This window comes from Streptomyces sp. WG7 (assembly GCF_049975785.1).
Taxonomy (GTDB): Bacteria; Actinomycetota; Actinomycetes; order Streptomycetales; family Streptomycetaceae; genus Streptomyces.
Genome location: NZ_JBNGGE010000005.1, coordinates 14,668 through 32,499 on the forward strand (window position 1 = coordinate 14,668; position 17,832 = coordinate 32,499).

Annotated in this window: 14 protein-coding genes; 10 read left to right on the top strand and 4 right to left on the bottom strand. The window is 72.7% G+C overall.

The annotated features are described in order from the left end of the window. The first annotated feature begins 297 nt into the window (after positions 1-297). The 3 genes from ACP4J0_RS07550 to ACP4J0_RS07560 all read left to right on the top strand — a co-directional run bounded on the left by ACP4J0_RS07550 (position 298) and on the right by ACP4J0_RS07560 (position 3,353). Positions 298-957: a response regulator gene (locus ACP4J0_RS07550; protein WP_426597833.1), complete on the top strand. Its 660-nt coding sequence runs from the start codon at positions 298-300 to the stop codon at positions 955-957. Positions 958-1,060: 103 nt separating this feature from the next. Then, positions 1,061-2,578: a tRNA (N6-isopentenyl adenosine(37)-C2)-methylthiotransferase MiaB gene (gene miaB, locus ACP4J0_RS07555; RefSeq protein ID WP_426597834.1), complete on the top strand. Its 1,518-nt coding sequence runs from the start codon at positions 1,061-1,063 to the stop codon at positions 2,576-2,578. A gap of 49 nt (positions 2,579-2,627) precedes the next feature. Then, complete coding sequence (locus ACP4J0_RS07560; protein WP_426597835.1) at positions 2,628-3,353, top strand: class III extradiol dioxygenase subunit B-like domain-containing protein; 726 nt, start codon at positions 2,628-2,630, stop codon at positions 3,351-3,353. 179 nt (positions 3,354-3,532) lie between these two features. Here the strand turns inward: ACP4J0_RS07560 and ACP4J0_RS07565 are convergent, their stop codons facing one another. Further along, a complete protein-coding gene (locus ACP4J0_RS07565; protein WP_426597836.1) occupies positions 3,533-3,814 on the bottom strand; it encodes an antitoxin in 282 nt (93 codons plus the stop codon). A gap of 24 nt (positions 3,815-3,838) precedes the next feature. Then, complete coding sequence (locus ACP4J0_RS07570; RefSeq protein WP_426597837.1) at positions 3,839-4,126, bottom strand: hypothetical protein; 288 nt, start codon at positions 4,124-4,126, stop codon at positions 3,839-3,841. Between the two features lie 186 nt (positions 4,127-4,312). Here ACP4J0_RS07570 and miaA point away from each other — a divergent pair, with 186 nt between their 5' ends. The 6 genes from miaA to hflX all read left to right on the top strand — a co-directional run bounded on the left by miaA (position 4,313) and on the right by hflX (position 12,946). Beyond that, the gene (gene miaA / locus ACP4J0_RS07575; protein ID WP_426597838.1) at positions 4,313-5,251 is read left to right on the top strand and encodes a tRNA (adenosine(37)-N6)-dimethylallyltransferase MiaA; all 939 of its coding nucleotides are present in this window, start codon (positions 4,313-4,315) and stop codon (positions 5,249-5,251) included. Between the two features lie 107 nt (positions 5,252-5,358). After that, a complete protein-coding gene (locus ACP4J0_RS07580) occupies positions 5,359-5,859 on the top strand; it encodes a hypothetical protein (RefSeq protein WP_426598012.1) in 501 nt (166 codons plus the stop codon). A gap of 259 nt (positions 5,860-6,118) precedes the next feature. Beyond that, complete coding sequence (dapF, locus tag ACP4J0_RS07585; RefSeq protein WP_426597839.1) at positions 6,119-7,012, top strand: diaminopimelate epimerase; 894 nt, start codon at positions 6,119-6,121, stop codon at positions 7,010-7,012. A gap of 244 nt (positions 7,013-7,256) precedes the next feature. Further along, on the top strand, positions 7,257-9,425 hold the full coding sequence (locus ACP4J0_RS07590) for a RelA/SpoT family protein (RefSeq protein ID WP_426597840.1): 2,169 nt from the start codon (positions 7,257-7,259) through the stop codon (positions 9,423-9,425). Positions 9,426-9,760: 335 nt separating this feature from the next. Further along, a complete protein-coding gene (locus ACP4J0_RS07595) occupies positions 9,761-11,287 on the top strand; it encodes a M1 family metallopeptidase (RefSeq protein ID WP_426597841.1) in 1,527 nt (508 codons plus the stop codon). A 153-nt stretch (positions 11,288-11,440) separates the two neighbouring features. Beyond that, positions 11,441-12,946 (top strand): GTPase HflX, encoded by a 1,506-nt coding sequence (hflX, locus tag ACP4J0_RS07600; protein ID WP_426597842.1) that lies wholly within the window; start codon positions 11,441-11,443, stop codon positions 12,944-12,946. Between the two features lie 132 nt (positions 12,947-13,078). On the opposite strand, the gene ACP4J0_RS07605 is transcribed toward hflX, so the two are convergent. Further along, positions 13,079-14,314, bottom strand: a complete 1,236-nt coding sequence (locus ACP4J0_RS07605; protein ID WP_426597843.1) for a trypsin-like serine peptidase — start codon at positions 14,312-14,314, stop codon at positions 13,079-13,081. 127 nt (positions 14,315-14,441) lie between these two features. Continuing rightward, complete coding sequence (locus ACP4J0_RS07610; protein WP_426597844.1) at positions 14,442-15,671, bottom strand: trypsin-like serine peptidase; 1,230 nt, start codon at positions 15,669-15,671, stop codon at positions 14,442-14,444. A 604-nt stretch (positions 15,672-16,275) separates the two neighbouring features. On the opposite strand from ACP4J0_RS07610, the gene ACP4J0_RS07615 reads away from it, so the two are divergent. Next, positions 16,276-17,754, top strand: coding sequence for an aminotransferase class III-fold pyridoxal phosphate-dependent enzyme (locus tag ACP4J0_RS07615; protein ID WP_426597845.1), 1,479 nt, complete (start codon positions 16,276-16,278; stop codon positions 17,752-17,754). Positions 17,755-17,832 lie beyond the last annotated feature (78 nt).

Consider the following 17,832-nt stretch of genomic DNA (forward strand, 5'->3'; position numbering starts at 1 on the left):
CGCGTTCGGGGAGCCGGCCGGAAACCGAGCCCGCGGCGGAAACGGGGAATCAACCGGAAACCGAGCCCGCGGCGGAGTCGGAAGGCCGGCCGGAAATCCAGCCGGGGACGAGGCGGGGGCGCAGTCCGTGGCTCGGGCCGGGGACGGGGTCGGTACCGAGTCCGTGGTCCGGGCCGGGGACGGGGTCGGTACCCCGTCCGTGGACCGGGCCGGGGACGCGGTCGGTACCGGGTCCGTGGACCGAACCAGGGACGCGGTCGGGGACCGGTCCCCAGACCGAACCGGAGACCGTCCCTGATGTCCGCCCGGCCCCCGATCCGCGTCCTGCTCGCCGACGACCACACCCTCGTGCGCCGCGGAGTGCGCCTCATCCTGGACGGCGAACCGGACCTGACCGTCGTCGCCGAGGCCGGGGACGGCGCCGAGGCCGTCGCGGCGGCGCGGGCCACCGAGGTCGACCTCGCCGTCCTGGACGTCGCCATGCCCCGCATGACCGGCCTCCAGGCGGCCCGCGAACTCTCCCGCCGCCTGCCCGGGCTGCGCATCCTCATCCTGACCATGTACGACAACGAGCAGTACTTCTTCGAGGCCCTCAAGGCCGGTGCCTGCGGCTACGTCCTCAAATCCGTCGCCGACCGCGACCTGGTCGAGGCGTGCAGGGCGGCCGTACGCGACGAGCCGTTCATCTACCCGGGCGCCGAGCGGGCCCTGGTCCGCTCCTACCTGGACCGCCTGCACAGCGGCGACGGCCTGCCCGAGCGGCCCATCACCGAACGCGAGGAGGAGATCCTCAAGCTCGTCGCCGAGGGCCACACCTCGAAGGAGATCGGTGAGCTGCTGTTCATCAGCGCCAAGACCGTCGAACGGCACCGCGCCAACCTTCTCCAGAAGCTCGGCGTCCGCGACCGCCTGGAACTCACCCGGTACGCGATCCGCGCGGGCCTCATAGAGCCCTGACCACCGGGGATGACCATCAGCTCCGACCAGCCCCGACCGGCCTCGGTCCCGGTTGTCCACAGGCGGCCGGGGCCATCGCCGCCGACCGCCTACCCTTATGGCCATGAGCAGCATCGACCGGAGCCAGTCAGTGGGCGGCACACGCACCTATGAAGTACGCACCTACGGGTGCCAGATGAACGTCCACGACTCCGAGCGATTGTCCGGTCTGCTGGAGGACGCGGGCTACGTCCGCGCCCCCGAGGGGGCCGACGGCGACGCGGACGTCGTCGTCTTCAACACCTGCGCCGTGCGGGAGAACGCCGACAACAAGCTGTACGGCAACCTCGGCCGCCTCGCCCCGAGGAAGGCGAGCCGGCCCGGGATGCAGATCGCGGTCGGCGGCTGCCTGGCGCAGAAGGACCGCGACACCATCGTGAAGCGGGCGCCCTGGGTGGACGTCGTCTTCGGCACGCACAACATCGGCAAGCTGCCCGTCCTGCTGGAGCGCGCCCGCGTGCAGGAGGAGGCGCAGGTCGAGATCGCCGAGTCCCTGGAGGCGTTCCCGTCCACGCTGCCGACCCGGCGCGAGAGCGCCTACGCGGCCTGGGTCTCCATCTCCGTCGGCTGCAACAACACCTGCACCTTCTGCATCGTCCCCGCGCTGCGCGGCAAGGAGAAGGACCGCCGGCCCGGCGACATCCTCGCCGAGGTCGAGGCCCTGGTCGCCGAGGGTGTCTCCGAGATCACCCTCCTCGGGCAGAACGTCAACGCCTACGGCTCCGACATCGGTGACCGCGAGGCCTTCAGCAAGCTGCTGCGCGCCTGCGGCACCATCGACGGCCTGGAGCGCGTCCGCTTCACCTCCCCGCACCCGCGCGACTTCACCGACGACGTCATCGCCGCCATGGCCGAGACGCCCAACGCGATGCCGCAGCTGCACATGCCGCTCCAGTCCGGCTCCGACCCGGTGCTGAAGGCGATGCGCCGCTCCTACCGGCAGGAGCGCTACCTGGGGATCATCGAGAAGGTGCGCGCCGCCATCCCGCACGCTGCGATCACCACCGACATCATCGTGGGCTTCCCCGGCGAGACCGAGGAGGACTTCGAGCAGACCCTGCACGTGGTGCGCGAGGCCCGCTTCGCCCAGGCCTTCACGTTCCAGTACTCCAAGCGGCCCGGAACCCCGGCCGCCGAGATGGACGGCCAGATCCCCAAGGCGGTCGTCCAGGAGCGCTACGAGCGTCTCGTCGCCCTCCAGGAGGAGATCTCCTGGGAGGAGAACAAGAAGCAGGTCGGCCGCACCCTGGAGCTGATGGTCGCCGAGGGCGAGGGCCGCAAGGACGGTGCCACCCACCGCCTCTCCGGCCGCGCCCCCGACAACCGCCTGGTGCACTTCACCAAGCCCGCCCAGGAGGTCCGGCCGGGCGACGTGGTGACGGTGGAGATCAGCTACGCCGCTCCGCACCACCTCCTCGCCGAGGGCGAGGTGCTCGGTGTGCGCCGCACGCGCGCGGGCGACGCCTGGCAGAAGCGCAACGAGGCCGAGCGGGCCAAGCCCGTCGGTGTGATGCTGGGCCTGCCGAAGATCGGCGTTCCCGAGCCCCAGCCCGCCGTGGCGAGCGGCTGCGGCTGCGACTGACCGCAAGCCGGGCGGCCGCGGAGGGCGGTGCGGGGTTACGCTGCCGATCATGCTTGTCGCCGCCGCTGTCTGCCCCTGTCCGCCGCTCCTCGTGCCGGAGGTCGCCGCGGGTGCCGCACCCGAAATGGACGCCGTGCGTGCCGCGTGCACGGACGCGCTGGGCGTGCTCGCCGCCGCCCGGCCCGACCGGCTCGTGGTCGTCGGCCCAGGGAGCGGTGCCGACGCCGGGCTCGAGGCCTACCCGCAGGGCGCGCGGGGCTCCTTCCGCGGCTTCGGCGTGGATCTGGCGGTGAGCCTGGGCCCGGACCGCGCGCAGGGGGAGCAGACCGGGCCGCAGCTGCCGTACGGGCTGGCCGTGGGCGCCTGGCTGCTCGGACGGACCGGGTGGGCCGACGCCCCCGTCGAGGGCATCGGCGTGGGGGAGGCCCTCCCCGCCGGGCGCTGCGCCGCCGTAGGACGGGACGTCGCCGCTCGGGCCGGGCGGGTGGCCCTGCTGGTGCTGGGCGACGCCAGCGCGTGCCGCACGCTCAAGGCCCCCGGATACCTCGATGAGCGGGCGGCGCCCTTCGACGCGGAGGTGGGGCGTGCGTTGGGAGCGGCGGACGTGGCCGCTCTCGCGGCGCTGGACGTCGCACTGGCCCGCGAGCTCAAGGTGTCCGGCCGGGCGCCCTGGCAGGTGCTGGCGGGCGCGGCCGAGGGCACGGACCTCGCCGGCGCGCTGCTGTACGAGGACGCGCCGTACGGGGTGGGGTACGTCACGGCCACCTGGTCGTAGCCAGGGAGGGCGGCGGTCGTAGCCGGCGCGGCCACCGGCCGTCGGCAAGGCGTCGAAGGCATCGGCGGCGCGGCCGTGGGACGCCGTTCCCGCGCGAGCCGGCGGACGGCCCGGAGCTGAGCCGCTCGTGACCGTCCGCCGATGTGCCGGTGACCCGCCGGCGCCCCGGGGCGCGCGGGTCAGGAAGCCGGAGGCGGCCCGGCCGGCGGGCTGGTGCCCGGTGTGCCGCCGCTTCCGTCCGTGCCGCCGGCGTCCTTGTGGGCGAGGCGGTCCATGGCGCCCTTGGCCTTGCCCGTACCCGTCTGGATCCGGTCGCTGTACTTGCCCTTGGTCCTCTCGTCGACGGTCCTCGCCACCTTGTCGAGACCGCGGTCGATCTTGTCCCCGTGCTGCTGCGCGAGGTCGGAGACCTTGCCCTTCGCCGGTCCCAGCTTGGCCTTCAAGTTGTCCAGGAGACCCATGGTTCGCCTTCCCTCACGGGACAGTCAGGTGCGGGCGCCCTTGTCGGCCTCGTTGTCGACGGCCTCCCCGGCGGACTGCTGCTTGGGGATGCCGACGCTCTCCGCGTCGGCGGAGTCGGCGGCGTCGGTGGACTCGTCGGCCTCCGCGGGCTGAGCGGTGTTCCGGGGGCCGGCGTCGGCTGCGGCCGTGGCTTCCGCCGCGTTCTCCTCCGCCGCGCGCTCGGGCTCCGGGGTGACGGCGGCCGGCGTGTCGGCGGCCGTAGCCTCCTCCGTGGTCTTCGACCTCCGAAAAAGCCGTGCAAAAACGCCCATATCAACAACTCCATAGGTTACTCGTGCGGGCGAAATCCCGCGGCTTCCGGTGCGTCCGTTTGCGTGGCCGGGGCCATGGCCCCGGTGGTCCGGGGCGCGGGAACCTCGCAACGGGCAACGATCCCGGCCCCACGCCGTCACGTAACTCGTTCGAGGGCCGGGTGAGAGGTTTGCGAGACTGGTGCGGTGAGCAGCGCACCCCCCGCCCCCCGCGTCATCGCCGTAGTCGGACCCACCGCGGCCGGAAAGTCCGATCTGGGCGTCTTCCTGGCCCAGCGGCTCGGCGGTGAGGTCGTCAACGCCGACTCCATGCAGCTCTACCGTGGGATGGACATCGGTACCGCCAAGCTGACGCCCGAGGAGCGCGGTGGCGTCCCGCACCACCTTCTCGACATCTGGGACGTGACGGTCACGGCGTCCGTCGCCGAGTACCAGCGGCTGGCGCGGGAGCGCATCGACGCGCTGCTCGCCGAGGGCCGCTGGCCGATCCTCGTCGGCGGCTCCGGCCTCTACGTCCGCGGCGCCGTCGACAACCTGGAGTTCCCCGGCACCGACCCCGAGATCAGGGCCCGGCTGGAGCAGGAGCTGGAACTGCGGGGCCCGGGAGCGCTGCACACTCGCCTGGCCGCCGCCGACCCGGAAGCCGGGCAGGCCATCCTGCCCAGCAACGGGCGCCGGATCGTGCGCGCCCTGGAGGTGATCGAGATCACCGGCAGGCCCTTCACCGCCAACCTCCCCGGCCACGACTCCGTCTACGACACCGTGCAGATCGGCGTCGACGTGGCACGCCCCGAGCTGGACGAGCGCATCGCCCGCCGGGTCGACCTGATGTGGGAGGCGGGTCTGGTCGACGAGGTGCGCTCCCTCGAGGCGCAGGGGTTGCGCGAGGGGCGTACGGCGTCGCGCGCGCTCGGCTACCAGCAGGTACTCGCGGCTCTCGCCGGCGAATGCACGCTCGACGAGGCGCGGGCCGAGACCGTCCGTGCCACCAAACGCTTCGCGCGCCGTCAGGATTCGTGGTTCAGGCGCGATCCGCGGGTGCACTGGTTGAGTGGGGCTGTGGCGCATCGCACGGAACTTCCGCGGCACGCCCTGTCGTTGGTCGAACGACCGGTTACAGCCTGATCACGTGATGGCATCGGGACGCCCCGGCCGTCATCCGGTCCTTCGGCGGCGTGCCATCATCGAGCTTCGATCGACCTAGTGAGTCCTAGTTGGGAGGGCGCGTGGCGATGGAGGCCGGCCCTCACAACACCGCACCGAGCACCGAGCACGGCAGCGCCGACCACGGCGGGCCGGAGCCGGACGGAGGCGCTCTGAGCCCCGACGGGCCCGACGAGACGCAGGAGCGCGTGGCCACCGACGGCCCCGAGCCCGACGAGATGTACGGGGACGAGGTCGAGGTCGAACTGCGTCCGCAGCGACGACTGCGGATCTGGCAGCTCGCGCCCATCGTGTGCCTGGCCGCGGTCGGCTCCCTGATGTTCGCCTTCCCGCTCGCCTTCGACTTCGGCGACAGCGGCGCCGTGATCGCGATGCTGGGGCTGCTGATCTGCTCCTGCGCGGCCGGCTGGGGCATGATGGCCGCCCGCAGGGTCGGCTACACCTGGCCGGGCCTGCCGCAGCGCGCCTCGGGGCGCCGTGCCGACTGGCGGATGATCCTCGCGTACGCCCTGGCGGTCGCCGCCGTCGTCGTCCTGGCCGTGTGGCGGGTGGCCCGGCTGCGCAGCTGACGCGCGCCCGCCGCCGCGGGCCGGCGGCTCATGCGTGCGCCTGCCGCCGCGGTCCGGCAGCCCGCGCGCACGCGACAGCGTCCCGCTCCGCTCCGTCCGCTCCAGGTGGGGCACGGCGGCCCGCACGCGCCCGCGGCAGCGCACCGGCATGGACGACGGCCCCTCCTGGCAGCCCGGCGCGCCCGCACACGAGCCGCGCCCCTGTCCGCGCGCGCCCCGCTCCGCGTCGTCCGCCGGAGCCACGCCGTACGATCGAGGAATGAGCACGCGGATCGCCTTCCTCAAGGGTCACGGTACCGAGAACGACTTCGTGATCGTTCCGGATCCGGAGAACGCCATCGACCTGCCCCCCGCTGCCGCCGCCGCCCTCTGCGACCGCCGGGCGGGCATCGGTGGCGACGGGCTGCTGCACGTGGTGCGGTCCGCGGCGCACCCCGAGGCCAGGGGCATGGCGGCCGAGGCGGAGTGGTTCATGGACTACCGCAACGGCGACGGTTCCGTCGCCGAGATGTGCGGCAACGGCGTGCGGGTCTTCGCGCGCTACCTCCAGCACGCCGGGTACGCCACCGAGGGCGACCTCGCCGTCGCCACGCGCGGGGGCGTGAAGACCGTGCACATCGCCAAGACCGCGTCCGACGGCGGCTCCGCCGCGGGGGACATCACCGTCGGCATGGGCCGTGCGCTCCTCCCCGACGGCGACGTCGTGGTGAGCGTCGACGGGCGCAGCTGGCCCGCGCGGAACGTGAACATGGGCAACCCGCACGCGGTCGCCTTCGTCGCCGACCTCGCCCACGCGGGCGACCTGTACTCCCCGCCGCCCTACGAGCCCGCCACCGCCTACCCGGACGGCGTCAACGTCGAGTTCGTGGTCGACCGCGGCCCCCGCCACGTCGCGATGCGCGTGCACGAGCGCGGCTCCGGTGAGACCCGCTCCTGCGGCACGGGCGCGTGCGCCGTCGCCGTCGCCGCCGCCCGCAGGGACGGCGCCGACCCGGCGGTCACCGGCACGCCTGTGACGTACACCGTCGACGTGCCCGGCGGCACCCTGGTGATCACCGAGCGCCCCGACGGCGAGATCGAGATGACGGGCCCCGCGGTGATCGTCGCCGAGGGCGAGTTCGACTCCGGATGGCTGGAAGGGGTACTCGCCTGAACCACAGGCCCGGCCCACGGCACTCGGCCCAGGGCATCAGGCCATGACACTCAGTGCGAAAACGTAAATCCTCGGACCATCGCTCGAATGGGTGATCCGTTTCACGCTCGGCGAGAGGCGGTCGGCCGCACGTGATCGGCTCGATAGCATCAAGCACCGGCCCGGACGGGGGACCGACACCATCCCCTGAGCCGTGTCCGCCCTGGGATACCCCGTCCGCCGGTCCGTGCAGCCGGAGGTGCCCATGAATGCGGAGGCCGTGAATCCAGCGAGCCCAGGCCCTGTGACGCCCACAGCCACCGGCGCCGTCGTGCCGACGGCGCCGCGCCGGAAGGCCCGCCCCCGGATCGACCTGCGCCGCCTGGGCCGCGCCGCACTGCTCGGCTCCGCCGCCCGCGGCCGGCTGCCCGACGCCATCGGCCACGTCGCCGAGGCGCACCGCGCCCACCATCCCGACGCCGACCTCGACCCGCTGCGCCGCGCCTACGTGCTGGCCGAGTCGTCGCACCGCGGCCAGATGCGCAAGAGCGGCGAGCCGTACATCACCCACCCCCTCGCCGTGACCCTGATCCTCGCCGAACTGGGCGCGGAGACCACCACGCTGACCGCCTCCCTCCTCCACGACACCGTCGAGGACACCGACGTGACCCTCGACCAGGTCGGCGAGCAGTTCGGCGCCGAGGTCCGCTACCTCGTCGACGGCGTCACCAAGCTGGAGAAGGTCGACTACGGCGCCGCCGCCGAGCCCGAGACCTTCCGCAAGATGCTCCTCGCCACCGGCAACGACGTCCGCGTGATGTCGATCAAACTGGCCGACCGGCTGCACAACATGCGCACCCTCGGCGTCATGCGCCGCGAGAAACAGGAGCGCATCGCCAAGGTGACCCGGGACGTGCTCATCCCGCTCGCCGAACGGCTCGGCGTGCAGGCACTCAAGTCCGAGCTGGAGGACCTCGTCTTCGCGGTCATGCACCCCGAGGAGTACGAGCGCACCCGGAAGCTGGTCGACGAGAACGCCGCCCGCGCGGACGATCCGCTCGCCGCGGTCGCCGACGAGGTACGCGGCGTGCTGCGCGAGGCCGACATCCCCGCCGAAGTCCTCATCCGGCCCCGCCACTTCGTCTCCGTGCACCGTGTCTCCCGTAAACGCGGACCGCTCGGCGGCGCGGACTTCGGCCGCCTCCTGGTGCTCGTACAGGAGGACGCCGACTGCTACGCCGTCCTGGGTGAGCTGCACACCTGCATGACGCCCGTCGTCTCGGAGTTCAAGGACTTCATCGCCGTACCCAAGTTCAACCTGTACCAGTCGCTGCACACCGCCGTGGCCCGCGCGAAGGACGGCCAGGTCGTCGAGGTCCTCATCCGGACCCACCAGATGCACAAGGTCGCCGAGGCCGGAGTCGTCGCGCTCGGCAATCCCTACGCACCCCCGTCGGAGGAACAGACCACGGGCGACGGCGAGCGCGCCGACCCGACGCGGCCCGGCTGGCTCTCCCGGCTGCTCGACTGGCAGCGGGGCGCCCCCGACCCCGACACCTTCTGGTCCACCCTTCGCGAGGACCTCGCCCAGGACCGGGAGATCACCGTCTTCCGGCCCGACGGCGGCGCCCTCGGCCTGCCCGAGGGCGCGACCTGCGTGGACGCCGCGTACGCCCAGTACGGCGAGGACGCGCACGCGACCCTGGGCGCCCGGGTCAACGGCCGCCTGGCGACCATGAGCACGGTGCTGAAGGACGGCGACACCGTGCACCTGCTGATGGGGCAGGACCCCGCCTCCGAGCCCTCCAGGGAGTGGCTGGAGCACGCCCACACGCCCGCCGCGCGGATCGCCATCCAGCGCCGGCTCGCCGCCCACCCGGAGCCGGCGCCCGCCGAAGCGGAGGAGGCACCCCGAGGTCCCGCCGCCGGCGACGCGCCCGCCTCGCGCCCGACGTCCGAGGGACCGGCCGCCCGCCCCGCCTCCGCCGACGTCCTCGTCGACCCGCCGGGCGCGACCGTACGGCTGGCTGGCTGCTGCACCCCCGTACCGCCCGACGAGATCACCGGCTTCGCCGTGCGCGGAGGCGTGGTGACCGTGCACCGCTCGGAGTGCGCCGTGGTGGCGCGCATGAAGAGCGCGGGGCGCGCGGAGGTCGGCGTGCGCTGGGGGGAGAGCACCCAGTGCCGGGTCACCCTGCTCGCCGAATCGTTCGGCCGCCCGCATCTCCTGGCCGACCTCACGGAGGCCATGGCCGTCGAAGGCGCCGAGATCGTCTCCGCGACCGTCGAACCCCCCGACCGGCAGCGGGTCCGCCACACCTACACGGTCCTGCTCCCGGACGCGGCCCGGCTGCCCGCCCTCATGCGCGCGATGCGAGACGTGGCCGGGGTGTACGACGTGAGCAGATCACAACCGCAGACCACGGGCGCCTGAGCCGGACCGGCCGTAAGCCCACGGGCGCCTGAGCCGGACCGGCCGAAAGCCCAGGGGCGCCCTGAGGCGGACCGGCCGTAAGCCCATGGGCGCCTGAGGCGGACCGGCCGGAAACTCAGGCGTCCGAGCCGGACCGATCGTCAGGCCACTGCGCCGAGCCCGGACCGGCCACTGCGCCGAGCCCGGACCGGCCACTGCGCCGAGCCGGACCGGCCACTGCGCCGAGCCGGACCGGTCGCTGGACGCAGCCGGACCGGTCGCCGGGACGTACCCGTTCGAGTGCCCCGGGCGCGCGCCGTCGCCGCGGCGCACGCGCGCGCTGATAGCCGTGGGGCATGCTGCACACCCCTCACACCCCCGCACCGCCGAACCGCGCGCGAGCCCGCCGCCGGCTCAGGGCCGCCGCGCTGCTCGCCTCGGCCGTCTCCGTCTGCCTGGTCGCCGCGAGCGCCCCGCCGGCCCCCCTGGGCGTCGGCGACCGGCTCTTCCCGCACCTGGGCAACCCCGGCTACGACGTGTCGGCGTACGACCTCTCCTTCACCTACTCCGGCAGCAACAGCGAGCCGCTGACGGCCGTCACCACCATCGACGCCCGCACGACGGCCGCCCTGGACCGGGTCAACCTCGACTTCGCCCACGGAAGGGTCGACTCCGTCGAGGTCGACGGCGAGCGCGCCGGCTTCGTCACGGCCGGCGAGGACCTCGTCGTCACGCCCGCGGGCGGGCTCGACGCGGGCGAGCGGATGCGGATCACCGTACGGCACACCAGTGACCCCGTGTACCCGGAGGACCGCGAGGGCGGCTGGGTGCGCACCGCCGACGGCCTCGCCATGGCCAACCAGGCCGACGTGGCCCACCTGGTGTTCCCCTGCAACGACCACCCCTCCGACAAGGCCCGGTTCACCTTCCGGGTCACCGCCCCCGACGGGCTCACGGCCGTCGCGAACGGTCTGCCGGCAGGAGCGGACCGGTCCGGCGGATCGACCACCTGGACGTACCGGACCGGGCACCCCATGGCCACCGAGCTGGCCCAGGTCTCCATCGGCCGCTCCACGGTGCTGCACCGCACCGGCCCGCACGGACTGCCCGTCCGGGACGTCGTGCCGACGAAGCACCGCGCGGCGCTGGAACCGTGGCTGACGAAGACCGCCGGCCAGATCGCGTGGATGGAGGACAAGGTCGGGCGCTACCCCTTCGAGACGTACGGCCTGCTCATGGCCGACGCCACCACCGGTTTCGCACTCGAGACCCAGACGCTCTCCCTCTTCGAGCAGGATCTCTTCACCGAACCGGGCTACCCGAAGTGGTACGTCGAGTCGATCATGGTGCATGAGCTGGCCCACCAGTGGTTCGGCAACAGCGTCAGCCCGGCCGACTGGTCCGACCTGTGGCTGAACGAGGGACACGCCACCTGGTACGAGGCGCTGTACGCGGAGGAGACCGCGGACCAGTCCCTGGAAGCGCGCATGAAGGACGCCTACGGCGCCTCCGACCGCTGGCGCACGGCGGGCGGACCGCCTGCCGCCCCCGAGCCGCCCGCGCCCGGCGACAAGACCGGCATCTTCCGGCCCAACGTCTACGACGGCGCGGCCCTCGTGCTCTACGCCCTGCGCCAGGAGATCGGCCGCCCGGCCTTCGAGCGCGTCGAACGTGAATGGGTCACCCGGCACCGGGACGGCACGGCGACGACCGCCGACTTCGTCCGGCTCGCCTCCGAGATCTCCGGCCGCGGCCTGGACGACTTCTTCCAGGCCTGGCTCTACGGGGAGAAGACCCCGCCGATGCCCGGCCACCCGGACTGGAAGCCCACGGCGGCCGGCCAGGCGCCGAAGGCCGCCACCGAGAGGGCACACGGGAAATAAGCCGGTGACGAGACGGTCCGTGCCGTGCGACCATCATCGGGACGGCACGGCACGGCAGGGCGGCCGCGGGAATCTCCCCGGCGGCTCGTGCGTTGTGCTGAATGTCGCGGCACCAACGCCGCACGACTCGCTTCCCGGCTGCGTAAGGATCCAATGACCTTCTCTTCTTCCCCCTCCCAGGACACCAAGCGTCTCGCGCAGACCCATCCCGAGGGCCTTCGGGCCGATGCCCTGATGGAAGAGGACGTCGCCTGGAGCCACGACATCGACCCGAAGTGGGACGGCGAGCAGTTCGACCGCTCCGACCGCGCGGCGCTGCGCCGCGTGGCGGGCCTGTCCACCGAGCTGGAGGACGTCACCGAGGTCGAGTACCGCCAGCTCCGTCTGGAGCGGGTCGTCCTCGTCGGCGTGTGGACCTCGGGCACCGTGCAGGACGCGGAGAACAGCCTCGCCGAGCTGGCCGCCCTCGCGGAGACCGCCGGTGCGCTCGTACTCGACGGCGTCGTCCAGCGCCGCGACAAGCCCGACGCCGCCACCTACATCGGCTCCGGCAAGGCCGAGGAGCTGCGGGACGTCGTTCACGACACGGGCGCGGACACCGTCATCTGCGACGGTGAGCTCAGCCCGGGCCAGCTGATCCACCTCGAGGACGTCGTCAAGGTCAAGGTCATCGACCGTACGGCCCTGATCCTGGACATCTTCGCCCAGCACGCCAAGTCCCGGGAGGGCAAGGCGCAGGTCGCGCTCGCGCAGATGCAGTACATGCTGCCGAGGCTGCGCGGCTGGGGCCAGTCGCTGTCCCGGCAGATGGGCGGCGGCAAGGGCGGCGGCCTGGCCACCCGTGGTCCCGGTGAGACCAAGATCGAAACGGACCGGCGCCGGATCCGCGAGAAGATGGCGAAGATGCGCCGGGAGATCGCGGAGATGAAGACCGGCCGCGAGATCAAGCGCCAGGAGCGCAAGCGCCACAAGGTTCCGTCCGTCGCCATCGCGGGCTACACCAACGCGGGCAAGTCCTCGCTGCTCAACCGCCTCACCGGCGCGGGCGTGCTGGTGGAGAACGCCCTGTTCGCCACCCTCGACCCGACCGTGCGCCGTGCGGAGACGCCCAGCGGGCGGCTGTACACCCTGGCCGACACCGTCGGCTTCGTCCGGCACCTGCCGCACCACCTGGTCGAGGCGTTCCGCTCCACGATGGAGGAGGTCGGCGAATCCGACCTGATCCTGCACGTGGTGGACGGTTCGCACCCGGCTCCGGAGGAGCAGCTGGCCGCCGTGCGCGAGGTGATCAGGGACGTCGGCGCCACCGACCTGCCCGAGATCGTCGTGATCAACAAGGCCGACATGGCCGACCCGCTGGTGCTCCAGCGGCTGATGCGGGTCGAGAAGCGGTCCATCGCCGTCTCGGCACGCACCGGCCAGGGCATCGACGAACTGCTCGCCCTGATCGACAACGAGCTGCCGCACCCGTCGGTCGAGATCGAGGCGCTCGTGCCGTACACCCACGGCAAGCTGGTCGCCCGTGCCCACGACGAGGGCGAGGTGATCTCCGAGGAGCACACCCCGGAGGGCACCCTGCTCAAGGTCCGGGTGCACGAGGAACTGGCGGCGGAGCTCACGCCGTACGTTCCGGCGCCCGTGGCGCGTCCCGTGGGCTGACGTACACGCGGGAAGGCCCGCCTCCGCACATCGCGGAGGCGGGCCTTCGGCGTGCGGGGGGCCCGAGCCCCGCCGGTCCGGGGCGGCGGACCCCGCCTGCCCGGGGCCCGAGCCCCGTACAGTCCCGTGCGGTCACTGACCGCCGTACGTCCTGCTCATGTTCTGGTACATCGCCTCGGCCTCCGGGCCCAGCTGCGGGCCCGCCAGCCACGTGTTGTCCAGCGGGCCGATCGAGGTGTTCGACACCAGCTTGGTCTCGCCGTCCACCACCCTGAACCAGCCGCCGCCGGACGAACCACCGGTCATGGTGCAGCCGATGCGGTACATCGTCGGCAGGGACGGGCTCAGCGACAGCCGGCCGGGCCGGTCGACGCACTTGAACATCGTCAGACCGTTGTACGGCGGCGCGGCCGGGTAGCCCCAGGCGCCCATGTCGGCGACCTCGGCCGCGGAGGGAGCGGAGAAGTCCACCTCCAGCGCGGCGCCGACCGTCTCCTCCAGGGACTTGCTGCCCTGCTCCGGCTTCACGTGCAGCACGGAGTAGTCGTACGCGGCCCCGTCACCGCCGTTCTCCGCACCGCCCTCGATCCACTGGTTCGAGGTCGCAGCCCAGTCGGCCCACCAGGTCCCGTAGGGCGCCATCTCGGTGGTCGTCGCGCCCGCCAGTTCCGCCTCGGACTTGCCGAGGTCGTTGTACGACGGCACGAACGCGATGTTGCGGTACCAGCCGCCGCTGCCTCCGGCGTGCACGCAGTGGCCGGCCGTCCACACCAGGTTGGACCTGCCCGGGTGGTTCGCGTCCTTGATGACGGTGCCGGAGCAGACCATCGACCCCTCGGGGCCGTCGAAGAAGACCTTGCCGACCGGGGCGGCGTTGTCGTGGTACGGGGTCTTCTCGGCCACGGCCTCGACGGGCGCCGGCTCCGGGTCGGTGGCGCCCCGGTCGGCGGCGGTGTCCTTGGTCGTGACGGTCTTGTCGGCCTCCTTCGCGGCCCGCATACGGTCCGGCTTCCACAGACCCTCGATCACCGGGTTGACGAAGTCCTTGGCCTCACTGAGCCACTTGTCCTTGTCCCAGTCCTTCCAGCCGCCGTCCTTCCACTGGTCGACGTCGATGCCGTGCTCCTTGAGGCGGTCCGCGAGGTCGGCCGGGAGCTGGACCTTGCCGTCACCGGTGTCGCCGGTACCGGCGGCCTGGGAGGTGGCCCCGCTGGGCTTGGCATCGGTCTCGTCCTTCTCCGCACCGCCGCAGGCGGTCGCGGTGAGCGCCAGGGCGGCGACGAGACCGGTTGCGGCGAGTGCGGTGCGGCGCCGGTGCCGCGGTGCGGAGGGGTGCCGCGGTGCGGCGGGCGCAGGTGCGGAACGCATGATGGAACGACCCCCGTCGGAATGAGTGAATGTCAACGTACGCATGTCATGGGACGTGCGGTGGAGTGCCGGGCCCGCCCGACGCACTCCACCGCCCTCCGAGTTGAGCGCCGTGTCCGGCGCCCGGTCACTGACCGGCGAACTTGCCGCTCACCGCGTCGAACACACCCTTGGCCTCCTCGCCCAGCCGCGGACCGGCCAGCCAGCCGGCCGTCACCGGGCCGATCGAGGTGTTGGACACCAGCGCCGGCTCGCCGTCGGACCCGGCCGCGACCCAGCCGCCGCCGGACGAACCGCCGGTCATGGTGCAGCCGATGCGGTACATCGTCGGGTCCGAAGCGCTGAGCGAAAGCCGCCCGGGCTTGTCCTCGCACTGGAACAGCTTCTGACCGTCGTACGGCGGCGCGGCCGGGTAGCCGATCGCCTTCATGCTCTCGACCTGCGGCACGGCGGGCGCGTCGAAGTCCACCGGAAGCGCCGCGCCGACCGTCTCCTCCAGCGACTTGCCGTCGCTGCCCTTCTCCGGCGTCACATGGATGACGGCGAAGTCGTACGAGGCGCCGTCACCGCCCGTCGCGCCGCCCTGCTCGATCCACTGGTCCGAGGTCTGGGCCCAGTCGCCCCACCAGACGCCGTAGGGAGCGACCTCCTCCTTGGTGGCGTTCTGCAGTTCCTCGGTCGACTTGCCGGCGTCGTTGTACGACGGCACGAAGGCGATGTTGCGGTACCAGCCGCCCTTCTTGCCCGCGTGCACACAGTGGCCGGCCGTCCACACCAGGTTGGACTTGCCGGGGTTGGCCGGGTCCTCGACGACGGTCGCCGAGCAGACCATCGAGCCCTGGGGGGAGTCGAAGAGCAGCTTGCCCGCGGTGGCGGCGCTGTCGTGGTACTTGGGCGGCACGGCCTTCGCCTGCACCGGCTGCGGCTCCGGGTCGGTGACGCCCTGGTCACCGGAGAGGTCGCTGTCGTCGACCTCCTGCTCGGGCTGCTCGGCCTCCCGCATACGGTCCGGGTCCCACAGGTCCTCGATGATCGGGTTGACGAAGTCCTGCGCCTCGCGCAGCCAGTCGTCCTTGTTCCAGTTCTTCCAGGCGCCGTTCTTCCACTCGTCTACGTCGATCCCGTGTTCCTTGAGCTTGTCCTTGATGTGGTCCGGGATCCGGATCTCACCGTTGCCGCCGTCCGCGGTGGACGCGGAGGCCGAGGCGTCGCCGCCCGCCTCGGGGTCGCCGGACTCGCAGGCGGTGGCGGTGAGCGCGAGCGCCGAGACAAGCGCCACGGCGACCGGCACAGGAGACGTGCTGCGCCGCCCGCGCCTGTGCCCGCGCGTGGTGAACGACGGCCGTATGGATCGCATGGTGTTGACTTCCCCCTACTTACTGTGAACTGCACTGGAACGGCACCACACACTATTGGTTCGCTGTGGGGGAAGCCCGGTGGAACGGCAACGGTTTCGCTACGAGCAGGCCGCGGTTCGAGGAGCGGCCGAACGATGTGTGCCGAAGTGTTCCGTACGGCGCCGGTGGTGGCGAACGAGTCGGTGAAGTGCCGGACACCGGGGCACAAGGGGCGGTGGTCGCCTGCGCGGAGGCGGATGTGAGCGTGGCTGGGGAGTGCCTGCCCGTCCCACGCCGATGTCCTGTTGCCGGTGACGGGTGACGGGTGACGGGTGACGGCGGTGCAGTCCGGCAACCGGGGTCGCCGGGGCCCGGGTTGCGGCACGCGGAGCGAGGGCGGGCTGAGGGGAGAGCCGCCTTGTCCCGGCAGGTGGACGGCACGGTGACCTCATGTCCGGGGCCGTCGTCCCGCCGCGGCGAGGAACTCCGGGCAACCCGTAACCCGTAACCCGGAGGACGGTCCACGGTTGGTAGCGGTGGGGGCCTGCTGTCCGGGTGCGGTCCCCGTGCCGAGGGCGACCCGGCGCATCGGGTCGCGTCTGGACAGCGGGAGGTCGGAGAGCCGTGGCGGAAACCGCGTACAGGAGGTTTGCGTCCGGAAGCGGGAACGCCGGGCCGACCGCGGGTGAGGGCTTGGCCGATGAGGCGTCCGCGCGGGCGCGCACCGCACGGGAGAAGGCTGCGAAGCCCCGGCCGTCGCGTGAGCGGGCGGCACGTACCTGCGTACGGACTCTGCCGGTCGTGCCGGTCCGGGCCCGTGGTCTCACCATCGAGGGCGCGGACGGTCGCCGCTACCTGGACTGCGTCTCGGGAGCGGGGGCACTGGCTTTGGGCCACCATCACCCGGTGGTCCTCGAGGCGATCCGCAAGGTGCTCGACTCGGGCGTCCCCTTGCAGGTCATGAACCTCACGACCCCTGTCGAGGACGCCTTCGTCACCGAACTGCTGCGCACCCTGCCGCCAGGCCTCGCCGATCACGCACGCGTCCGGTTCTGCGGACCAGCCGTCACCGACCCGCTCGTCACCGCGGTCGGACTGGTCCGCGCCGCCACCGGGCGGAGTCGGGTGGTCACCTTCACCCACCAGGTCGACGGGCCGGTTCCAGAGGCCTGGACGGGGCCCGGCGACGCCTGCGGCACCCGCTCCACCCGGCTTCCGTACCCGGGTGACGAACTCGACTTCCGTGACCCGGGTGACGCACACCGCGCGGGCGCCGTCGCAGGCCAACGCGGGGACGAACGCGCCGCCGACGGGGCCGAGTCCGCCCTCGGCGACCGCCGGCCGGGGCGGAAACTGCCCGCAGGGGTGATCCTGGAACCGGTCCGCAGCGTGGACGGCGTGTTTCCCGCGTCGGACACCTGGATGCGGCGCATGCGGCGTATCACGGCCGAACGTTCCGTCCCGCTGATCGCCGACGAGACCGCGACGGGCGTCGGGCGGACCGGCGCCTTCTGGGCGGTCGAACACAGTGGAGTCCTCCCCGACGTCCTGATCCTCTCCGAGGCGGTCGGCGGCAGCCTGCCGCTGGCCGCGGTCGTGCACCACACCGACCTGTACGCGGGCGAACCCGGGAGCGGCACCTTCCGCGGCAACCAACTCGCCCTGGCCGCAGGAGCGGCGACCCTTGCCCACGTCCGCGAACACCGCCTCGCCGAGCACGCCGCAGCGCTGGGTGCACGGATACTGACCCGACTGCGCGGACTGGCCGAGGTGTTTCCGTTCGTCGGTGACGTGCGGGGACGGGGCCTCATGATCGGCATCGAGCTGGTCGCGCCGGACGGTGCGCCCGACACCCCCGCCGACGGCGTCCGCCCCGGTCCCGCCGCCGAACTCGCGGCCTCCGTCCAACGGGAGTGTCTGCGCCGTGGATTGATCGTGGACGTCACCGGCCCGGCCGCGAACGTCGTACGCCTGCTGCCGCCGCTGATCGTCACCGAGGAGCAGACGACGGCGGTCCTGGAGCGACTGGCCGACGCGGTCGAGGCGGTGGACCGAGGCCTCGGCGGCCACGCCCCGCCGGGCGGGGTGCGCGCTCCGCGTTGAGATCCGCCGCCCGGACACAGCACGTCAAGAGGACCCACGTTGCCCACGTCGCACACCGATCCCGCACCACATTCGGCA